Annotated in this window: 11 protein-coding genes; 10 read left to right on the forward strand and 1 reads right to left on the reverse strand. The window is 48.2% G+C overall.

All coding sequences use genetic code 11. From position 1 onward, the window contains the following. Positions 1-98: 98 nt before the first annotated feature. The 4 genes from AC58VC_RS18135 to AC58VC_RS18150 all read left to right on the forward strand — a co-directional run bounded on the left by AC58VC_RS18135 (position 99) and on the right by AC58VC_RS18150 (position 5,124). Positions 99-1,700, forward strand: a complete 1,602-nt coding sequence (locus AC58VC_RS18135) for an extracellular solute-binding protein (RefSeq protein ID WP_497370204.1) — start codon at positions 99-101, stop codon at positions 1,698-1,700. Between the two features lie 23 nt (positions 1,701-1,723). Next, positions 1,724-2,359: a D-sedoheptulose-7-phosphate isomerase gene (locus tag AC58VC_RS18140; protein WP_497370205.1), complete on the forward strand. Its 636-nt coding sequence runs from the start codon at positions 1,724-1,726 to the stop codon at positions 2,357-2,359. Then, a complete protein-coding gene (locus AC58VC_RS18145) occupies positions 2,356-3,327 on the forward strand; it encodes an ROK family protein (RefSeq protein ID WP_497370206.1) in 972 nt (323 codons plus the stop codon). Before AC58VC_RS18140 ends, AC58VC_RS18145 begins: the two co-directional genes overlap by 4 nt. An 87-nt stretch (positions 3,328-3,414) precedes the next feature. After that, positions 3,415-5,124 carry a ribulokinase gene (locus AC58VC_RS18150; RefSeq protein WP_497370207.1) on the forward strand — a complete coding sequence of 570 codons (1,710 nt, stop codon included), beginning with the start codon at positions 3,415-3,417 and terminating at the stop codon, positions 5,122-5,124. Positions 5,125-5,508: 384 nt separating this feature from the next. Here AC58VC_RS18150 and AC58VC_RS18155 read toward each other — a convergent pair whose 3' ends face one another. Beyond that, on the reverse strand, positions 5,509-6,351 hold the full coding sequence (locus AC58VC_RS18155; protein WP_497370209.1) for a helix-turn-helix transcriptional regulator: 843 nt from the start codon (positions 6,349-6,351) through the stop codon (positions 5,509-5,511). A gap of 115 nt (positions 6,352-6,466) precedes the next feature. Between AC58VC_RS18155 and AC58VC_RS18160 the strand changes: the two genes are divergently transcribed. The 6 genes from AC58VC_RS18160 (at position 6,467) to AC58VC_RS18185 (ending at position 15,055) form a co-directional block, all read left to right on the forward strand. Beyond that, a complete protein-coding gene (locus tag AC58VC_RS18160; RefSeq protein WP_497370210.1) occupies positions 6,467-7,315 on the forward strand; it encodes an NAD-dependent epimerase/dehydratase family protein in 849 nt (282 codons plus the stop codon). Between the two features lie 679 nt (positions 7,316-7,994). Then, a complete protein-coding gene (locus AC58VC_RS18165) occupies positions 7,995-8,915 on the forward strand; it encodes an ABC transporter permease (RefSeq protein ID WP_497370585.1) in 921 nt (306 codons plus the stop codon). Further along, a complete protein-coding gene (locus tag AC58VC_RS18170) occupies positions 8,915-9,784 on the forward strand; it encodes a carbohydrate ABC transporter permease (RefSeq protein WP_497370212.1) in 870 nt (289 codons plus the stop codon). The genes AC58VC_RS18165 and AC58VC_RS18170 overlap by 1 nt, the downstream gene beginning before the upstream one ends. An 87-nt stretch (positions 9,785-9,871) precedes the next feature. Beyond that, entirely contained in the window at positions 9,872-11,416 is a 1,545-nt protein-coding gene (locus AC58VC_RS18175; protein ID WP_497370213.1) for an extracellular solute-binding protein, read from the forward strand. A gap of 109 nt (positions 11,417-11,525) precedes the next feature. Continuing rightward, positions 11,526-12,863 (forward strand): Gfo/Idh/MocA family protein, encoded by a 1,338-nt coding sequence (locus AC58VC_RS18180; protein ID WP_497370214.1) that lies wholly within the window; start codon positions 11,526-11,528, stop codon positions 12,861-12,863. Further along, the gene (locus AC58VC_RS18185; protein ID WP_497370215.1) at positions 12,860-15,055 is read left to right on the forward strand and encodes a glycoside hydrolase family 88/105 protein; all 2,196 of its coding nucleotides are present in this window, start codon (positions 12,860-12,862) and stop codon (positions 15,053-15,055) included. Before AC58VC_RS18180 ends, AC58VC_RS18185 begins: the two co-directional genes overlap by 4 nt. The last annotated feature ends 43 nt before the right edge of the window (positions 15,056-15,098 follow it).

Here is a 15,098-nt window from a genome sequence, read left to right on the forward strand (position 1 = left end):
TGGATCATCTCGTGCTTATTTGGTTCTTTTAAAGCGAGGCAGGTAGCTTATACAATAAAAATGGCCAGAACAAATCCAGGTTATTGAGGGGGAACAACATGGATTTTAGAAACAGGAGATTGTTAACTGCCTGCTGTTCGCTGGTTGTCGTAGGAAGTTTAGTGGCAGGGTGTGATAGCTCGCCTAATGGTCCAAGCAAGCCATCCGTTAGGGTAAGTTCTTCACCGTCTGACAATCAGATGACGCTTTCATGGATGAGATATGAGCATCCTTCCCAAGCGTTAGATGCAAATTCGGTCGTTGTTCAAGAAATTCAAAAGAGAAAAAATGTGAAGCTTGAATTACAAAGTGTTCCACAAAGTAATTATGAAGATAAAAAGAAAACTTTAATTGCTACAAATTCTATCCCCGATGTCATTATGGTTAATCAGAATGATCTTTCTGATTTTGCTGATACCCGAATTTTTCTAGACCTCACACCGTATTTGGATAAAATGCCGAATTTCCACAAGCTAATTGGGCAGAAGCCAGAAATGAATAAGACAAAAGTGGATGGCAAGCTGTATGGCTTTCCTTTAGTAACCAAATGGAGTGTTCAATCTGGTCTGCTTCCGATGATGCGTACAGACCTGCTAGTGAAGCTTAATTTAAAAGCGCCTACAACGTACGAAGAGCTCTATCAGGTACTCAAAAAGTTCAAAGAAGCTTATCCAGCCTCTTATCCTTTCACTAGTCGTGCGGCGAATGGCAAAACGGGAACGGAAAATTTGATCAACCCTGTTGCTTTTGGTTTTGGGAGTGGTTATACGAATATTACGGGTACTAAGATTTATTATGAGCCAATTACGCAGCAATATAAATTTGGTCCTTTTGCGCCAGAATTCAAAGAGGCTATTGCCTATCTTCATAAACTTTACAAGGAAAAACTGCTTGATCCTGATTATTCCGTAGCCACCTCACAAATATGGCAAGAAAAATTAAGCTCAGGAAAATCGTTCTTTTTTCAAGATAATAACGGTTTCGGAGCTAATTTTAATAAAGCACTTCAGGTTAAGGAGCCAGAAGCAAGGTTCGAATTGTTACCAGTTCTAGCGAGTGATAAGGGGGTTAAACGCAATACCATTTATCAACTTGATCACCTTGGTGAAATGTACGCGATAAGCGCTAAGGTTAAGAGGCCTGAAGAGGTGATTAAACTCATAGACTGGATGTATGGAGAAGAGGGAACGAATCTAACAAGCTTTGGGGTAGAGAATGTGGATTACAGGCTTGTTGGGGGCGAATATCAGATATCCGATGCAACGAAATCGAAGTTCAAGGATAAACAAGATCCTTTCCGCGCGATGCAATCTGCACTTGGTACCGGTTATCTTGGCTTAGCCTTTCAATCTGACGACCATCCGATCCTTCTATCCTCAGCACCAGAGTTAATGAAGTGGTCTGAAAGGGCAAACAAAGACCTGGTTGACGGGATTAATTACCGAGAGGTCAACGATCCTCCATTTAATAAACAAGAAAGAGAAAGGCTTAAGCAGCTTCGCACACAATTAGACGCCTATTTAACTCAAAATATGGATAAGTTCATTGTAAGTGAGGGGGCATTGAACGAGTGGGATTATTTCATTAAGCAGTGTAAAGACAAAGGGGCAACTGAAATTGAAACGATTTACAATATGGCACTTGCAAGAGTGATGAAGTAACTTAATCAAGGGGGTACTACGGAATGAACGCTATTTTGTGTTCAATGACAACACGTTATCCTGAATTAATAAACTGTTTATCAGATATCGAATTGGGATTTGAGCTATTAAACCATTCGTTTAGCCAAGGAAACAAGTTGTTATTGTGCGGTAATGGTGGGAGTGCGGCAGATTGTGAGCATGTTGTTGGCGAATTAATGAAGGGATTTGTATCCAATCGGCCGTTGTCCACATCTATAAGCGATCGTTTTGAACGTGAATTTCCAGGAGAAGGTATTCATCTTGCTGATAAGCTCCAAGGGGCGCTGCCAGCGATTTCACTCGTTAGTCACTCAGCTTTGATAAGTGCTTATGCCAATGATGTTGATCCAGAAATGGTTTTTGCTCAGCAAGTGTATGGCTATGGTCGTTCCGGGGACGTATTAATTGCTTTCAGTACATCAGGCAACTCTACAAATATCCTTCGAGCTTTGCAGGTTGCCAAGGTGCAAGGGCTCAAAACCATTGGTTTCACGGGGGATAGTGGAGGTAAATTAAAGTCTTTATGTGATGTGACGATATGTGTGCCTTGGGAGAAAACACTCGACATCCAAGAGAGGCATCTACCTATCTATCATGCACTATGCATGATGTTAGAGGAGGCGTTTTTTCCCCAATGACCCTAGTAGCAGCCATCGATATTGGTGGAACCAAGTGCGCAGTGAGTTTGGCAGTTGTAGAAAAGGATTGCGTGGCGTTTGTAGATAAAACGAGTTTTCTGACCCCATCAGGGCCGGAAATGGCCATCGGTGAAATCCGTGCAGCGCTCGATTCTCTACTCATTCGTCATCCGGATCGGACACCTGAAGCCATAGGCATCAGTTGCGGAGGACCACTTAACAGCCAAGCGGGAGTTATTCTCTCCCCTCCCAATCTTCCAGGTTGGGATCAAATTGATATCCTATCTCCTTTTCGTGAACGGTACGGCGTTCCAGTTGGATTACAGAATGATGCGAATGCTTGTGCCTTAGCTGAATGGCGTTTTGGAGCGGGAAAAGGCTGTCGCAACATGGTCTTTCTTACTTTTGGTACAGGCATGGGAGCGGGACTTATCCTAAACGGACAGCTTTATATAGGGACGAATGATATGGCGGGTGAAGTAGGGCATGTTCGTTTGGAAGCCGATGGACCCTGGGGTTATGGAAAGGCAGGTTCATTTGAGGGCTTCTGCAGTGGCGGCGGTATCGCGAAGCTCGCTCGAACGATGTCGCTTCAAGCCATACAGGAAGGTAAACCACCTTCTTATTGCAAAACAATGAACGAACTGAGTAGTTTGACTGCGGAAACAGTAGGAATCGCTGCGGAAGCAGGGGATCCGATGGCGATTCAAGTTTTCAATTTGGTAGGACGCCGTTTGGGACAAGGGATTGCGATGTTAATTGATGTACTTAATCCGGAGAAAATCGTAATCGGCAGTATATATGGACGACAGCACAAGCTGCTGGAGCCCATAGTCATGACAACTTTACGGCAGGAAGCTCTAACTTTCTCGCTAGATGTTTGTGATATCGTGCCCGCTGGGTTGGGTGAGCGTGTTGGTGATTATGCAGGTGTTTCTGTTGCAATGGAAATTTTAAATAACGTGTAAGCGTGAGGGAAATAGTCATGGAGATAGGGATGGAGATAGGGATGGAGAGAGAGGGTGAGAGGGATGGATAGAAGGATGGATAGAAGGATGGATAGAAGGATGGATAGAGGGATGGATAGAGGGATCAAAAAATACGCCATTGGCGTTGATTATGGTACGGAAAGCGGGCGGGCTGTGCTGGTGGATGTGCAAACAGGCGAGGAAATAGCGGCACATGTAACGGCTTATGCACATGGTGTAATAGATCGCCAGTTGCCGGGTTCGGGGGCGATGCTCGCAAAGGAATGGGCACTGCAACATCCGGGTGATTATCTTGACGTGCTTCGTCAATCGGTACCCGCAGTGCTTCAGCAAGCAGGAATACCGCCGGAGTCTGTGATCGGCATCGGCATTGATTTCACCGCTTGTACGGTGCTGCCTGTGAATGCGGAGGGCGTTCCGTTATGCTTCTTCGAGGCGTACAGGAACGATCCGCATTGCTGGACCAAGCTCTGGAAGCATCATGCGGCAGCCCCGCAAGCGGAACGAATTAATCATCTGGCCAAAGCGAGGGGAGAAGATTTCCTTCCCCGCTACGGAGGCAGTATTTCTTCGGAGTGGCTTCTGCCAAAGCTGCTGGAGACTGCTGAACAGTCACCGGCTGTATTCGAGGCAGCCGATCGTTTTGTGGAGGCGGCTGACTGGGTCGTATGGCAGCTCTGCGGCGAATTAATTAGGAGCAGCTGCTGTGCAGGTTATAAGGGAATATGGAACAAATTGGAAGGTTATCCATCTTCGGAATTTCTGAAGCAAGTGGATCCGCGATTCGAAAATTTGTACCAAACCAAGCTGACTGGAGCTGTATTACCCGTCGGAACTCGTGCGGGCGGATTGGCACCACAGATGGCCCAAGATCTTGGTTTGCTGCCAGGCACTGCAGTTTCTACTGCCATCATTGATGCACATGCCGCTGTACTTGGCTGCGGTGTAACGGAGCCAGGTAGTATGGTTCTGGCTATGGGAACTTCGCTGTGCCACATGGTTCTTAGTGATGAGGAACATCATATTCAAGGTGTTAACGGGGTAGTGGAAGACGGCATTGTGCCAGGAATGTTCGGTTATGAAGCGGGGCAGCCGGCAGTCGGTGACATGTTTGCTTGGTTCGTTAACACATCGGTATCCGAAGAGATAACGCGTTTGGCTGCCGCCGAGGGAATCGGCGTTCATAGCTGGTTGGAGCGTGAAGCCAGCAAGCTAAGTCCTGGTCAGTCCGGTCTGCTCGCGCTTGATTGGTGGAACGGTGGCCGTTCGCCAATCTTGGACGAAGCGTTATCAGGACTAATTGTTGGGCTGACGTTGGGTACAACGCAGGCAGAAATCTATCGGGCTTTGCTGGAGTCGGCGGCTTTCGGTACAAGACGGATCATCGAAACTTTTGAAGAGAATGGTGTGCATATTGAGTCTCTCTATGCGTGCGGCGGATTGCCTCAAAAAAATAAGCTGCTGATGCAAATATTTGCCGATGTTCTGGGTAAGGACATCAAGGTGGCGAAGTCTTCCCAGCCTGTTGCGCTTGGGGCAGCCATCTGCGGGGCGGCCGCAGCGGGAAGCCAAGCAGGCGGCTATGACAGCCTGAGCGATGGTATTCGAGCGATGGGGCAAACGAAGGAGCAGTCCATTCGTCCGAATAGTGAGCTCAAGGCGGCATACGACAGGTTGTACGCTCAGTACCGAGTCATGCATGAAGCGTTCGGATTAGCTTCTGGTAGCGTAGGGAACGTAATGCGTGAGCTGAAGCGCATGCAGATTGGCATTTAGAGCTTGTATAAAAATATAGATTAACGGGAAATACTATCGCAATTTATTGGAGAAACAAAGCTACAGCATGAATAAATGGAATTTCTCCTGTTAATGGAGACGATTGAGCTAGGAAGATGGGGTATTGGAGTGAATTAACGGTGTTTTTTCCAGTTATTTGGAATTTCGAGCTGTGAACTGCTTGAAATAACGGGACTTTTTCCCGCTAATCGATGTGGCTCCATAAAAAAAGAGGCTGCCCCAAGTCATCAATGACCGAGGGAGAGCCTCTTTTTTGAACTTTAGGGACAGCTCCTCGCGAGTTCATTCGCTCTAGCCCAAGATGCATGCGTTCCAGCATCCTTCTATTAACCTTGGAGCACAATATAAGTAAGCTGTTCACGCTCAATGTAAGTGTTGTTGAATTTGCAGTAAATACGTTAACCGCTCGGAGGTAGCGGGCGAAGCCGTATAAATCATTATTTTCATATAAGGGTTATGAGGGGTCTCTAAGGTTACATGCTCTAACTCCATCTCGCCAATGGAAGGATCCATCCATCGTTTGTGACAGTCAGCTGCTATTTGAACGTCGTGAAGTGGCCAGTAAGAACGGAACAACTCGCTAGTTTGCATAAACTCCTCTGTCAGTTCACGAAATCTCTCGTCCTGCGGAAAGTGTGCGTAATCTGCACGAAAGCGTGCAACCATGACCTGCACTTTGGCTTCCCAGTCCGGATTATTAGTCCGAAGAGATGAATCTGTCAAAAATCTCCGCAGCCAATTTGGTCTCTGACCTGATTCCATAGCAAACGCTGGCAGGTGAAACACAATTTCCGCGGCCTGATTCCACATCAGCATATCCCAGCTTCGTCCCAAAATGAAAGCAGGATTCGGTTCAAGAGCCTTTAACATTCGTTCCAAGCCTAAGCTCACTTCTTGAGCAGGTTCCGCTTCCCTGACTTTAGCAGTATTTGCCAGCCTATGAAGATGATGCTGCTCATCGACTGATAATTGCAGAACTTCGGCGATGCTATCTAGCACCTGGGCCGATGGGTTCACCTCTCTGCCCTGCTCTAAGGAGGTATACCACGAAGTACCTATATGAGCAAGCTGTGCCACTTCTTCTCGCCGCAGTCCAGGCGTTCGGCGCCGCCCATATGACGGTAACCCCAATTCTTCCGGAGTAAGACGTTCTCGGCGTGCACGCAGAAATTCGCCCAGCGACAAACTAGAAGAAATCTCTCCCATATGCAATTCTCCTTATCCTGACACTGCCAAACCTACGATAAACGCAGGAAGGCAAGTAGTTTGTATCCATAATACTGTAAGTATAGCACCAACAAAACTTAGGAGGTACTTGAACATGAATATATTTGTTACTGGAGCAACAGGAAAAGTAGGAAGCCGCTTCGTACCACGCTTACTTCAGCGGGGTCATAACGTTAGCGTTTTGTTACGAAACAGGGAGAAGGCGGGTATGCTGGATCAGCAAGGTGTAACCATTATTGAAGGGGATCTTTTGCAACCGGAAAGCTTTGCATTTGCACTGAGAGGTAAAGATGTTGTCGTACATCTAGCAGCACAATTTCGCGGCGTAGATGAAGAAACTGCGCGAAGGTCAAACATCGATGCGAGTACCCTTTTAGCAGAGGCTGCTTTGAAGGCAGATGTGCCAAGGTTTGTATTTGCCAGCACGAACCTCGTGTATGGCAGCGGGAATATAAGCGGACCGAGCCGCGAGAATGACCCTTTGCAACCAGCGTTCCTTTATCCTCAGACCAAAAAAATAGCAGAAGAAGCTTTAATTCAGCTCCATCGCGAGAAGGGACTTGGGCTTCGTATCGTACGGCTTGCTTTTGTCTATGGAGCAAATGATCCTCATATTACGGAATACATGCCGATGATGAGTAAATGGCAACCCGCTAAACGTCTTCATATGATCCATCATGCGGATGTAAGCCAGGCACTGCTGCTTGCCGCTTCCACTCCTGGTATAGATGGCCGCATCTATAACGTCGCCGATGATGCCCCGATTACAAAAGTTGAGCTGTTTCAACTTCATCATCAGTTTGATCGGTTAGAGGTAGATGCTGAACAGCAGCCCTTCAATCCGTGGGACATGATCGTGGATACAACTCGCATTAGGGATGAGTTGAATTTTCGTCCGATTTACCCCTCATTTTATACAGCGAGAGATGCTGGAACTTTGTGATTTGAAGGGATTATTGGGGGAATCTAGAAATTGGTATGAATAAACGGCCCTTTTGATTCGGTTGGTGTGTACTTCCGTTGTAAAGTGCAAGGGGAGTTATTAAAATCAGGTGATGATACTAAGAACCCAAGATGGATTGCCGTAGATGACTTAAGGCAACTAATGAATGATGATCCCCATCAATTTTCTAGTGTAGATAGAGCAGGAATTAAGTTTTATTTGAAGTATCTGGAAAAGTGCTAAATAAGACAATTGACATAGGTCCGTTTTATTTTGATTGGACAAACTATTAACAAGATAGAGTTAACGTATACGCAATAAACAAAAGGCTGCCGAATCATTCGGCGGCCATCTTGGGTTTCAGCAGGATAAATTCAGAATGAACCGATGCTCCAACGCATGCACAATTCCTCCACACTAGCTAGATTTATAGGGGAGTGGCATCATGCAGAACTAACTTATATGCTCTAAAAGAGGTATTCGTGCATGAACACTTTCTTGTATCAGCTCTCAAATCCTGGGGAAATGTGCAAATCGCGGATCGGTTCATATCCTAGAGGATTGAACGATTGTCATGGCATCTCCCTAGCAAGTAAGATGACGGTACTAGACGTGAAGGAGGCTTGCGACAGTGGCAAAGTTGTATACGGAAACTAAGCCCGGAATCACAGACAGAGACATGAAGCATGTGAAGTTTGCGCAAAACCGGTATCTCCTGAATTTGCGAAAGCATTGGATGCTTTATCTAATGATCATCCCCGGGCTCGTTTATTACCTTATTTTTAAATACGTGCCGCTCATGGGGAGTGTCATTGCCTTTCAGAACTATCAGATATTCAAAGGCATGTTGGGAAGCTCGTGGGTGGGGTTGGACAATTTCAAGTTCATCTTCACGTATCAAGATTTCTACCATGTATTAAGAAACACGGCGACAATCGCCACGTATCACCTCGTGTTCGGATTTCCTGCGCCTATTATTCTAGCGCTTCTATTTAATGAGGTGAGGCTGATGCTGGTAAAACGAGTGGTGCAGAGCATGTTCTATCTCCCGCACTTTTTATCGTGGGTCGTTGTCGGGGGCATCGTTTTTGAACTGCTGTCCACGCAAGGCGTAGCCAACATGGTTCGTGGATGGTTCGGTCTCGAGCCGATCTTGTTTATGCAGCAGCAGAGTTATTTTCGAACGATTGTTGTCTTGTCGGGCATTTGGAAGGAAGTCGGCTGGGGCACGATTATTTACCTTGCCGCAATTACCGGTATCAATCCGAATTTATATGAAGCAGCTGTGATGGACGGGGCGAACCGTTGGAAGCAAACCCTTCATATTACGCTTCCGATCCTGTTTCCTACGATTCTAGTACTATTCCTACTGAACATCGGCAATTTTCTGGAGCTCGGTTTTGACCAGATTTATAACCTGCTGACGCCTATGACGTATTCTGTGGGGGATATTATTGAGACGTATGTGTACCGGGCCGGGGTTTTGCAGGGCCAGTACAGCGTTACGACAGCTATTGGACTATTCCAGTCAGTTATTGGCTTCGCGCTGCTGTGGATCTTTAACCGGATGGCGAGAAAGACAGAACAGGGGTTGTGGTGATGAAACAGACATATGGAGAAAAGTTTTTCCAAGTGTTCAATTATTTGTTCCTGGCCGGAGCTGCATGCACGATGTTGATGCCGCTCGTCCACCTGTTGGCGGTATCGCTCAGTTCACCCATTGCGGCTGATTCGAAGACGGTGTTCTTACTACCGGTAGAATTTACCTTGGCATCGTGGGGGCATATTCTGCAAAATAAAGGATTGTGGAGCGCATTCGGAGTAACGGTGTACATTACGGTTGTTGGAACGATGCTAAGCATGCTGTTTTCTGTATTGACAGCGTTCCCGCTTTCCCGCAAGGAATTTCTGATCCGCAAGCCGTTTATGCTGGCTGTTATCATTACGATGATTTTCAATGCACCGATGATCCCATTTTTTCTGACAGTTCGGGAACTAGGCATGATGAACTCTTTGTGGTCGCTGATTTTGCCAGGGTTGATTGGAACATTTAACATGATTATTATTCGGACATTTTTTATGGGTATCCCTGCGGAGCTCGATGATTCAGCGCGTATGGACGGCTGCACCGATGCAGGCATTTTGTTCCGGATCTATCTGCCCTTATCCAAGCCAGTGCTCGCGACTGTCAGCTTGTTTTATGCCGTAGGCTATTGGAACACTTTTCAGAGGGCAGTTCTGTTCATCCGTGATCCCAACAAATGGCCGCTGCAAATGAAGCTTCGCGCTTACTTGCAGTCACCGGAGGAACTTGCTGCTGTGAACCTGTTCCTTGGCGATTATGATTTTAATACGACAACGTTGAAAGCGGCTACAATTCTGTTCGCGACCGTGCCCATTATTTTAGTATACCCGTACCTGCAGAAGTATTTTGTAAAGGGTTCGATGCTAGGTTCGTTGAAGGAGTAAATAGCAACAGATATAGAGCTGGTATTCTGGCTTCATATAGCAAATTTGCAAGAATCGTTGACGTGCCATAAAAGGGAGGATATATGCATGAGGAAACTTTTAGTCGGGAAAAAGGTAGCGATTACAGCAGTGGCTTCGCTGCTTGCCGTTACAGTTCTTGCGGGTTGTGCGCAAACGGAAGACAACACGCCTGTCGCAGAAGGCGGCGCCCAGAACGGCAAGCTTGTACAGGTGAAGGTGTTCAAAAGTCACATGGGCGTAGGCACCATTCCAGATGCTAACAACGCGCATGTCAAATATGTAGCAGAGAAAACAGGCGTTGAATATCAGCTGACGACCACCCCTCCGGGCTCAGAGCCGACTGAGTTCCTCAATCTGATGATTGCTTCGAACGATTTGCCGGACATTCTACGTCCGATTGGCGGCATCGAGCAGACATTGATTAAACAGGGTGGAGCATTGCCGCTCGAAGATCTTCTTCCGAAGTACGCACCTAATGTGTGGAAAAACATTCCCAAGGAGGCGTGGGATGTCGTTCGTTCAGCCTCGTCGGATGGCCATATTTACTATGTGCCCAAGGTGTTTCTCGTTCCTGAGCGCGCACCGATGATTCGTAAGGATTGGCTGGATAAGGTCGGATTGCCTATGCCGAAGACTGCATCTGAATATAAGGAAGTGCTGAAGGCATTCCGTGATAAGGATCCGAATGGCAACGGATTAAAAGACGAGCTGCCGACCTCGGGCCGAGAATTCGGCAAGTGGATTGATCACTTATTCGGCATGTACGGTGTCGCCATGTGGGAAGGGAGTCCGGAGTGGGACCTGTATGACGGCAAGATTCAGTATGCAGGCGTTACCCCTAACATGAAGGCAGCTATCGGATATATCCGCGAGCTGTATGCAGACAAGCTGCTCGATAACGAGACCTTCCTTAACAAAGGCGACGTTTGGCAGGCCAAAATCAACAATAATCTGGTTGGCAGCTGGTACCATCTCCCGGCTGGTGTACGCGATCGGTATACCGCGATGCTGAAGGGGGCGCCAGATGCTTATATCGTTGGCATGCCGGTGCCTAAAGTAGATGGTTTCCAAGGTTTCGTTACGATGAAAACGATGGGTGAGCCGGAATGGATCATTCCAGCAGGAGCCAAGAATAAAGCAGAAGCGTCCCTGAAGCTGCTCGACTTTTTCTATGATACAAGCAACGATGAGTTCATTCGTTTTGGAATTGAAGGGCTTCAACATCAGGTCGTGAATGGCAAAAAGGTACTGCTGCCGCCAGAGGATAGCCGTCCGCTTGCTCTGGGCATGCGTAATCTGACAACCAAAGAAGATATGGATATTCGGATTAAAGAAACCATTCCGGAGAACATGCAGAAGATGGTGCAAGATATGTTCATCGTCAACACGGCGGATGCCCGACGCATTGCAGGAGACGGACTGCCGAACACGGTATACGAAGGATTTCCAGATATTCAATCGCATAAGCTGTTCCAGGAATACTTGACCAAAATCGTGATCGGTGAATGGCCAATGGAGAAATTCGATGAATTTGTTGACCGTTGGAAAAAATCGGGAGGCGATAAGGTAACAGAGCGCGCCCAAGAATGGTATGCGAAGGTGAAAAAGTAACAACGTGATGACCGGCGTAAAGGTCCGCCCGCAGAGCCTACATAGCTTCCTGCGGGCCCTGATGCGCTGAGAAGATAAATTACAGCAGGCAGGGAAGGGAATGTAGCTCATGAAAAAGCGATATGCCATCTGCGGGGTAAGCGGTCGGGCGCTTGGAATGTTCGCCAAGCCTATATTGTCGACGTTCTCCGCTCGAAACGAGATCGTCGGCCTGTTGGATCGCGACCAAGCTCGCTTCGAGCTATTTCGGACGAGATTTCCGGAGCAGCAGGAGATCGGCACCTACGGGGAGCTTGAATTTGACCGGATGGTTGAAGAGACGCGTCCTGACGTCATCATTGTGGCTGGGCGTGACGATACCCATGCGAAATATATCATAGCGGCTCTTGAGCATGATTTGGACGTGATCACGGAGAAGCCGATGGTGACAACGGGAGAAGACGCAAAACGTGTGATGGAGGCTGAATCAGCTAGTAAAGGGACGGTCACGGTTACTTTCAATTACCGCTATGCACCGATTCATACGAAGATTAAGGAAATGCTTCTGGAAGGCAAGCTTGGCAGGATTACCTCGATTGACTTGAATTGGTATCTCGATACCTATCATGGTTCAAGTTATTTTAAACGTTGGAATCGGGTTAGGGAGCTGTCCGGAGGGTTATCCATTCATAAATGCACGCATCATTTCGATCTGGTGAATTGGTGGATCGGGCAGCAACCTGTCGAGGTATTCGCCTATGGTGCCTTGAACTATTACGGAGTTGAAGGGGAAGCGAACCCCAGTAAAGTGGACGGCCGTTACTGCACGACGTGTGAGCAAACAGAGGATTGCGACTATTATTCACGTTGGAACACACGAAGCAAAAATATTCAAGTGCAGGACGATCATCTCGGTTCGCTGGGAGCGGTGAAAAGTAAGTTTCCTTACTCGGATTATCGGCCTGATCAATGTATCTTCGATTCTCAAATAGATATTGAGGATACCTATGCAGCAACGGTTAAATATAATGGCGGCGCACTCCTTAGTTATTCGGTTAACTTCTCCCTGCCATACGAGGGGTATCGATTAGCCATTAACGGCACAAAGGGGAGACTAGAGTCGGTGGAGTATCATATGCCGAGTCGTACCCCTTTTCCGACACCCGTGCAGACCATCGATTATTACCCGCTGTTTGGCTCTAAGGAAACGATCCATGTGGTGCACCGAGAAGGTGGGCATGGAGGCGGAGACCCGCTATTGCTTGAGGATTTATTTATGGGCGAGGATCGCCGGCGGCCTTACCGGATTTTATCCGGAGCCGTGGATGGCGCGTATTCGGTGGCGACCGGGGAAGCCGTATGGCGCTCTGTGAAGGAGCACCGCCCCGTTACCATCGAGGAAGTACTTAACGGGGGATTCTCGAAGAAGGCACTCAGTCTGAGCGGAAAAGGAGTGGCAGGAGAGTGACGACATCATTAACCCGCTATATAGATCCAGAGGAGAGTATGGCCGCTCAAGCGGACGGTACCAACATTCCCCATGTGCTGACCGTGATGGCTCAGCGTTACATCGGCGAGCATCCGCCGCATGGTCCGGTGTACAGGGTGACACGTTCGAGTGAAATCCGTAAGCTTGAAAACCATACGTATTCGTTTCCAATTGAACGTATATTTCCTGAGATGCGCACGGGTCAGCAGGTATACGCTTGGGCGAAGCTGTGGATCGAGGAGCCGCAAGAGTTTGTATTTCTTCTTCGATGTCTCGGTCCTGTCGGACTGTATCACAATGGGGAGCAGCGTTTCCGCTCCTCTCCCGAGGAGGAAGCGGAAGGGGCATCGCCGCTGAAGCTGAAGATTGGGCTGGTCCGGGGCTGGAACCATTTTGTTTTGGCGCTTGGCAAACGCGCAGATGGTTGCTGCGGAGCGGAATTTGGCTCTGGCAATCGCAAGAATAAGCCCTACACTTTTCTTGCACCTTCGCTAGAGCGTGAGGGAGAAGAAGGCTGGATCTATACGACTCCGCAGGAAAGCCCGCTTACACAAATTCCAGCTGCGACGATGAGGGAAGAGGTAGTAGGTGCGGCTTCTTGGCTGCCGCAGTGCGCAGACAGCAGAGACAGCGATAATTGGCAAGGCCGTTTGGAACAACTTTATGGTCTGCATCCTGGATTGAAGGCCATCTCTTGGACATCCGTGCGAGTCGACCCGGCAATGACCGGTCCCGTGACCGTTGCTGGGGTTACTTATGGCCCGGTAACCTTCTTTTGGAATGGGTATAAGGTCTATGAAGCTGCTGGGGCAGGCTCGTTCAGTTTCAATTTAGAATCGTGTCGGCGAAGCGGAAGCCTCGTGGCATACAGCACGTGTAGTAGCGAGGGTTGGGGGTTTCAACTGCTTGGGGATTTGAAGAGTGCAGTGCTTAACACGCCAATCAAAGTTCATGGCTACGCTGGCAAATGGCTGCATCTGGGGCCATTCGCTGCCGACACCGAGCTGCGCGCGGATGACTATATGAAGATGGATACGGTTGCAGTCGGTTCTACAGGTGAGGTGTTCTGGACGACGAATGAGCCTGGGACTTACGTTAGACCTTTTCTCGAGAACGAACTCTTCGGCCGCTGGAACTATCCGCTCGGCGTAACCTTATTCGGGCTGCTTGAGACAAGCCGTTTGCTAGCGCGCAGCGATATGACGGATTACGTAACCCGTCACGTGGAATTTGCGACGTCAACCTTTGCTTATTCCCTCTGGGATCGGAAGCATTTTGGAGCAGCTGGCTTGAATAATCAGTTATCGCATATCGACAGTCTCGATGACTGCGGATCCTTCGGAGCGCTCGCGATTCTAGCGAACCGGTTGCGGCAGTTGAAGGGAGCGCGTGCGGTTTCGGATGACATCGCCCACTACATTATGAATGTGCAAGACCGTTTGGAGGATGGGACGCTTTACCGTCGTGTCGGCGTATCGCCAAGCATGCATAATACAATGTGGTGCGATGACATGTATATGAGTGTGCCGTTCCTATGCCGGTATAGCGAGTTATCCGGGGATTTACGATATGTAGAGGAAGCTTCCCGCCAACTGCTGTTATATAAAAAGTATTTATATATGCCTGATCAGCAAATCATGTCTCATGTCTATGACGTAAGCAGTGGAAAGCCGTCACTTACGACATGGGGGCGGGGGAATGGCTGGGTATTTTTCTCGCTCTCTGTACTGCTGCAAGCACTGCCGAAAGGGCATTCCAACTACAAAGATATACTTCTCTTTTACCGGGAGTTGGCGGCAGGTTATCTCCGGCTGCAGGGCAAAAGCGGCTTGTGGCATCAGGTATTGACGGATCCTGAGTCGTATGAAGAGGCTTCGTGTACATCGATGTTCATCTATGGTTTCGCACTTGGTGTACGTCACGGCTGGCTGCAAGAGCCTCAAGCGTTCACAACGGCGGTGATGTCCGGCTGGAATGGCTTATGCGCTCGCGTCATTGATAAGCACGGGAACTTGTACGGCGTATGCAAAGGCTCCAGCTGGTCCTACTCGAACGCGTATTATAAGCATGAACTTGGCTGGAACCTGAATGACACACACGGGATTGGCATCGTGCTCTTGGCCGGGATTGAAGCGAATGCCATGATGAACAGCTTAGGAATCAAAAGCTGAGGTTGTACAGAGTGAAAGTGAGAATGGGCAACCGGGAAGGAAC

The organism is Paenibacillus sp. J22R67 (genome assembly GCF_059692175.1).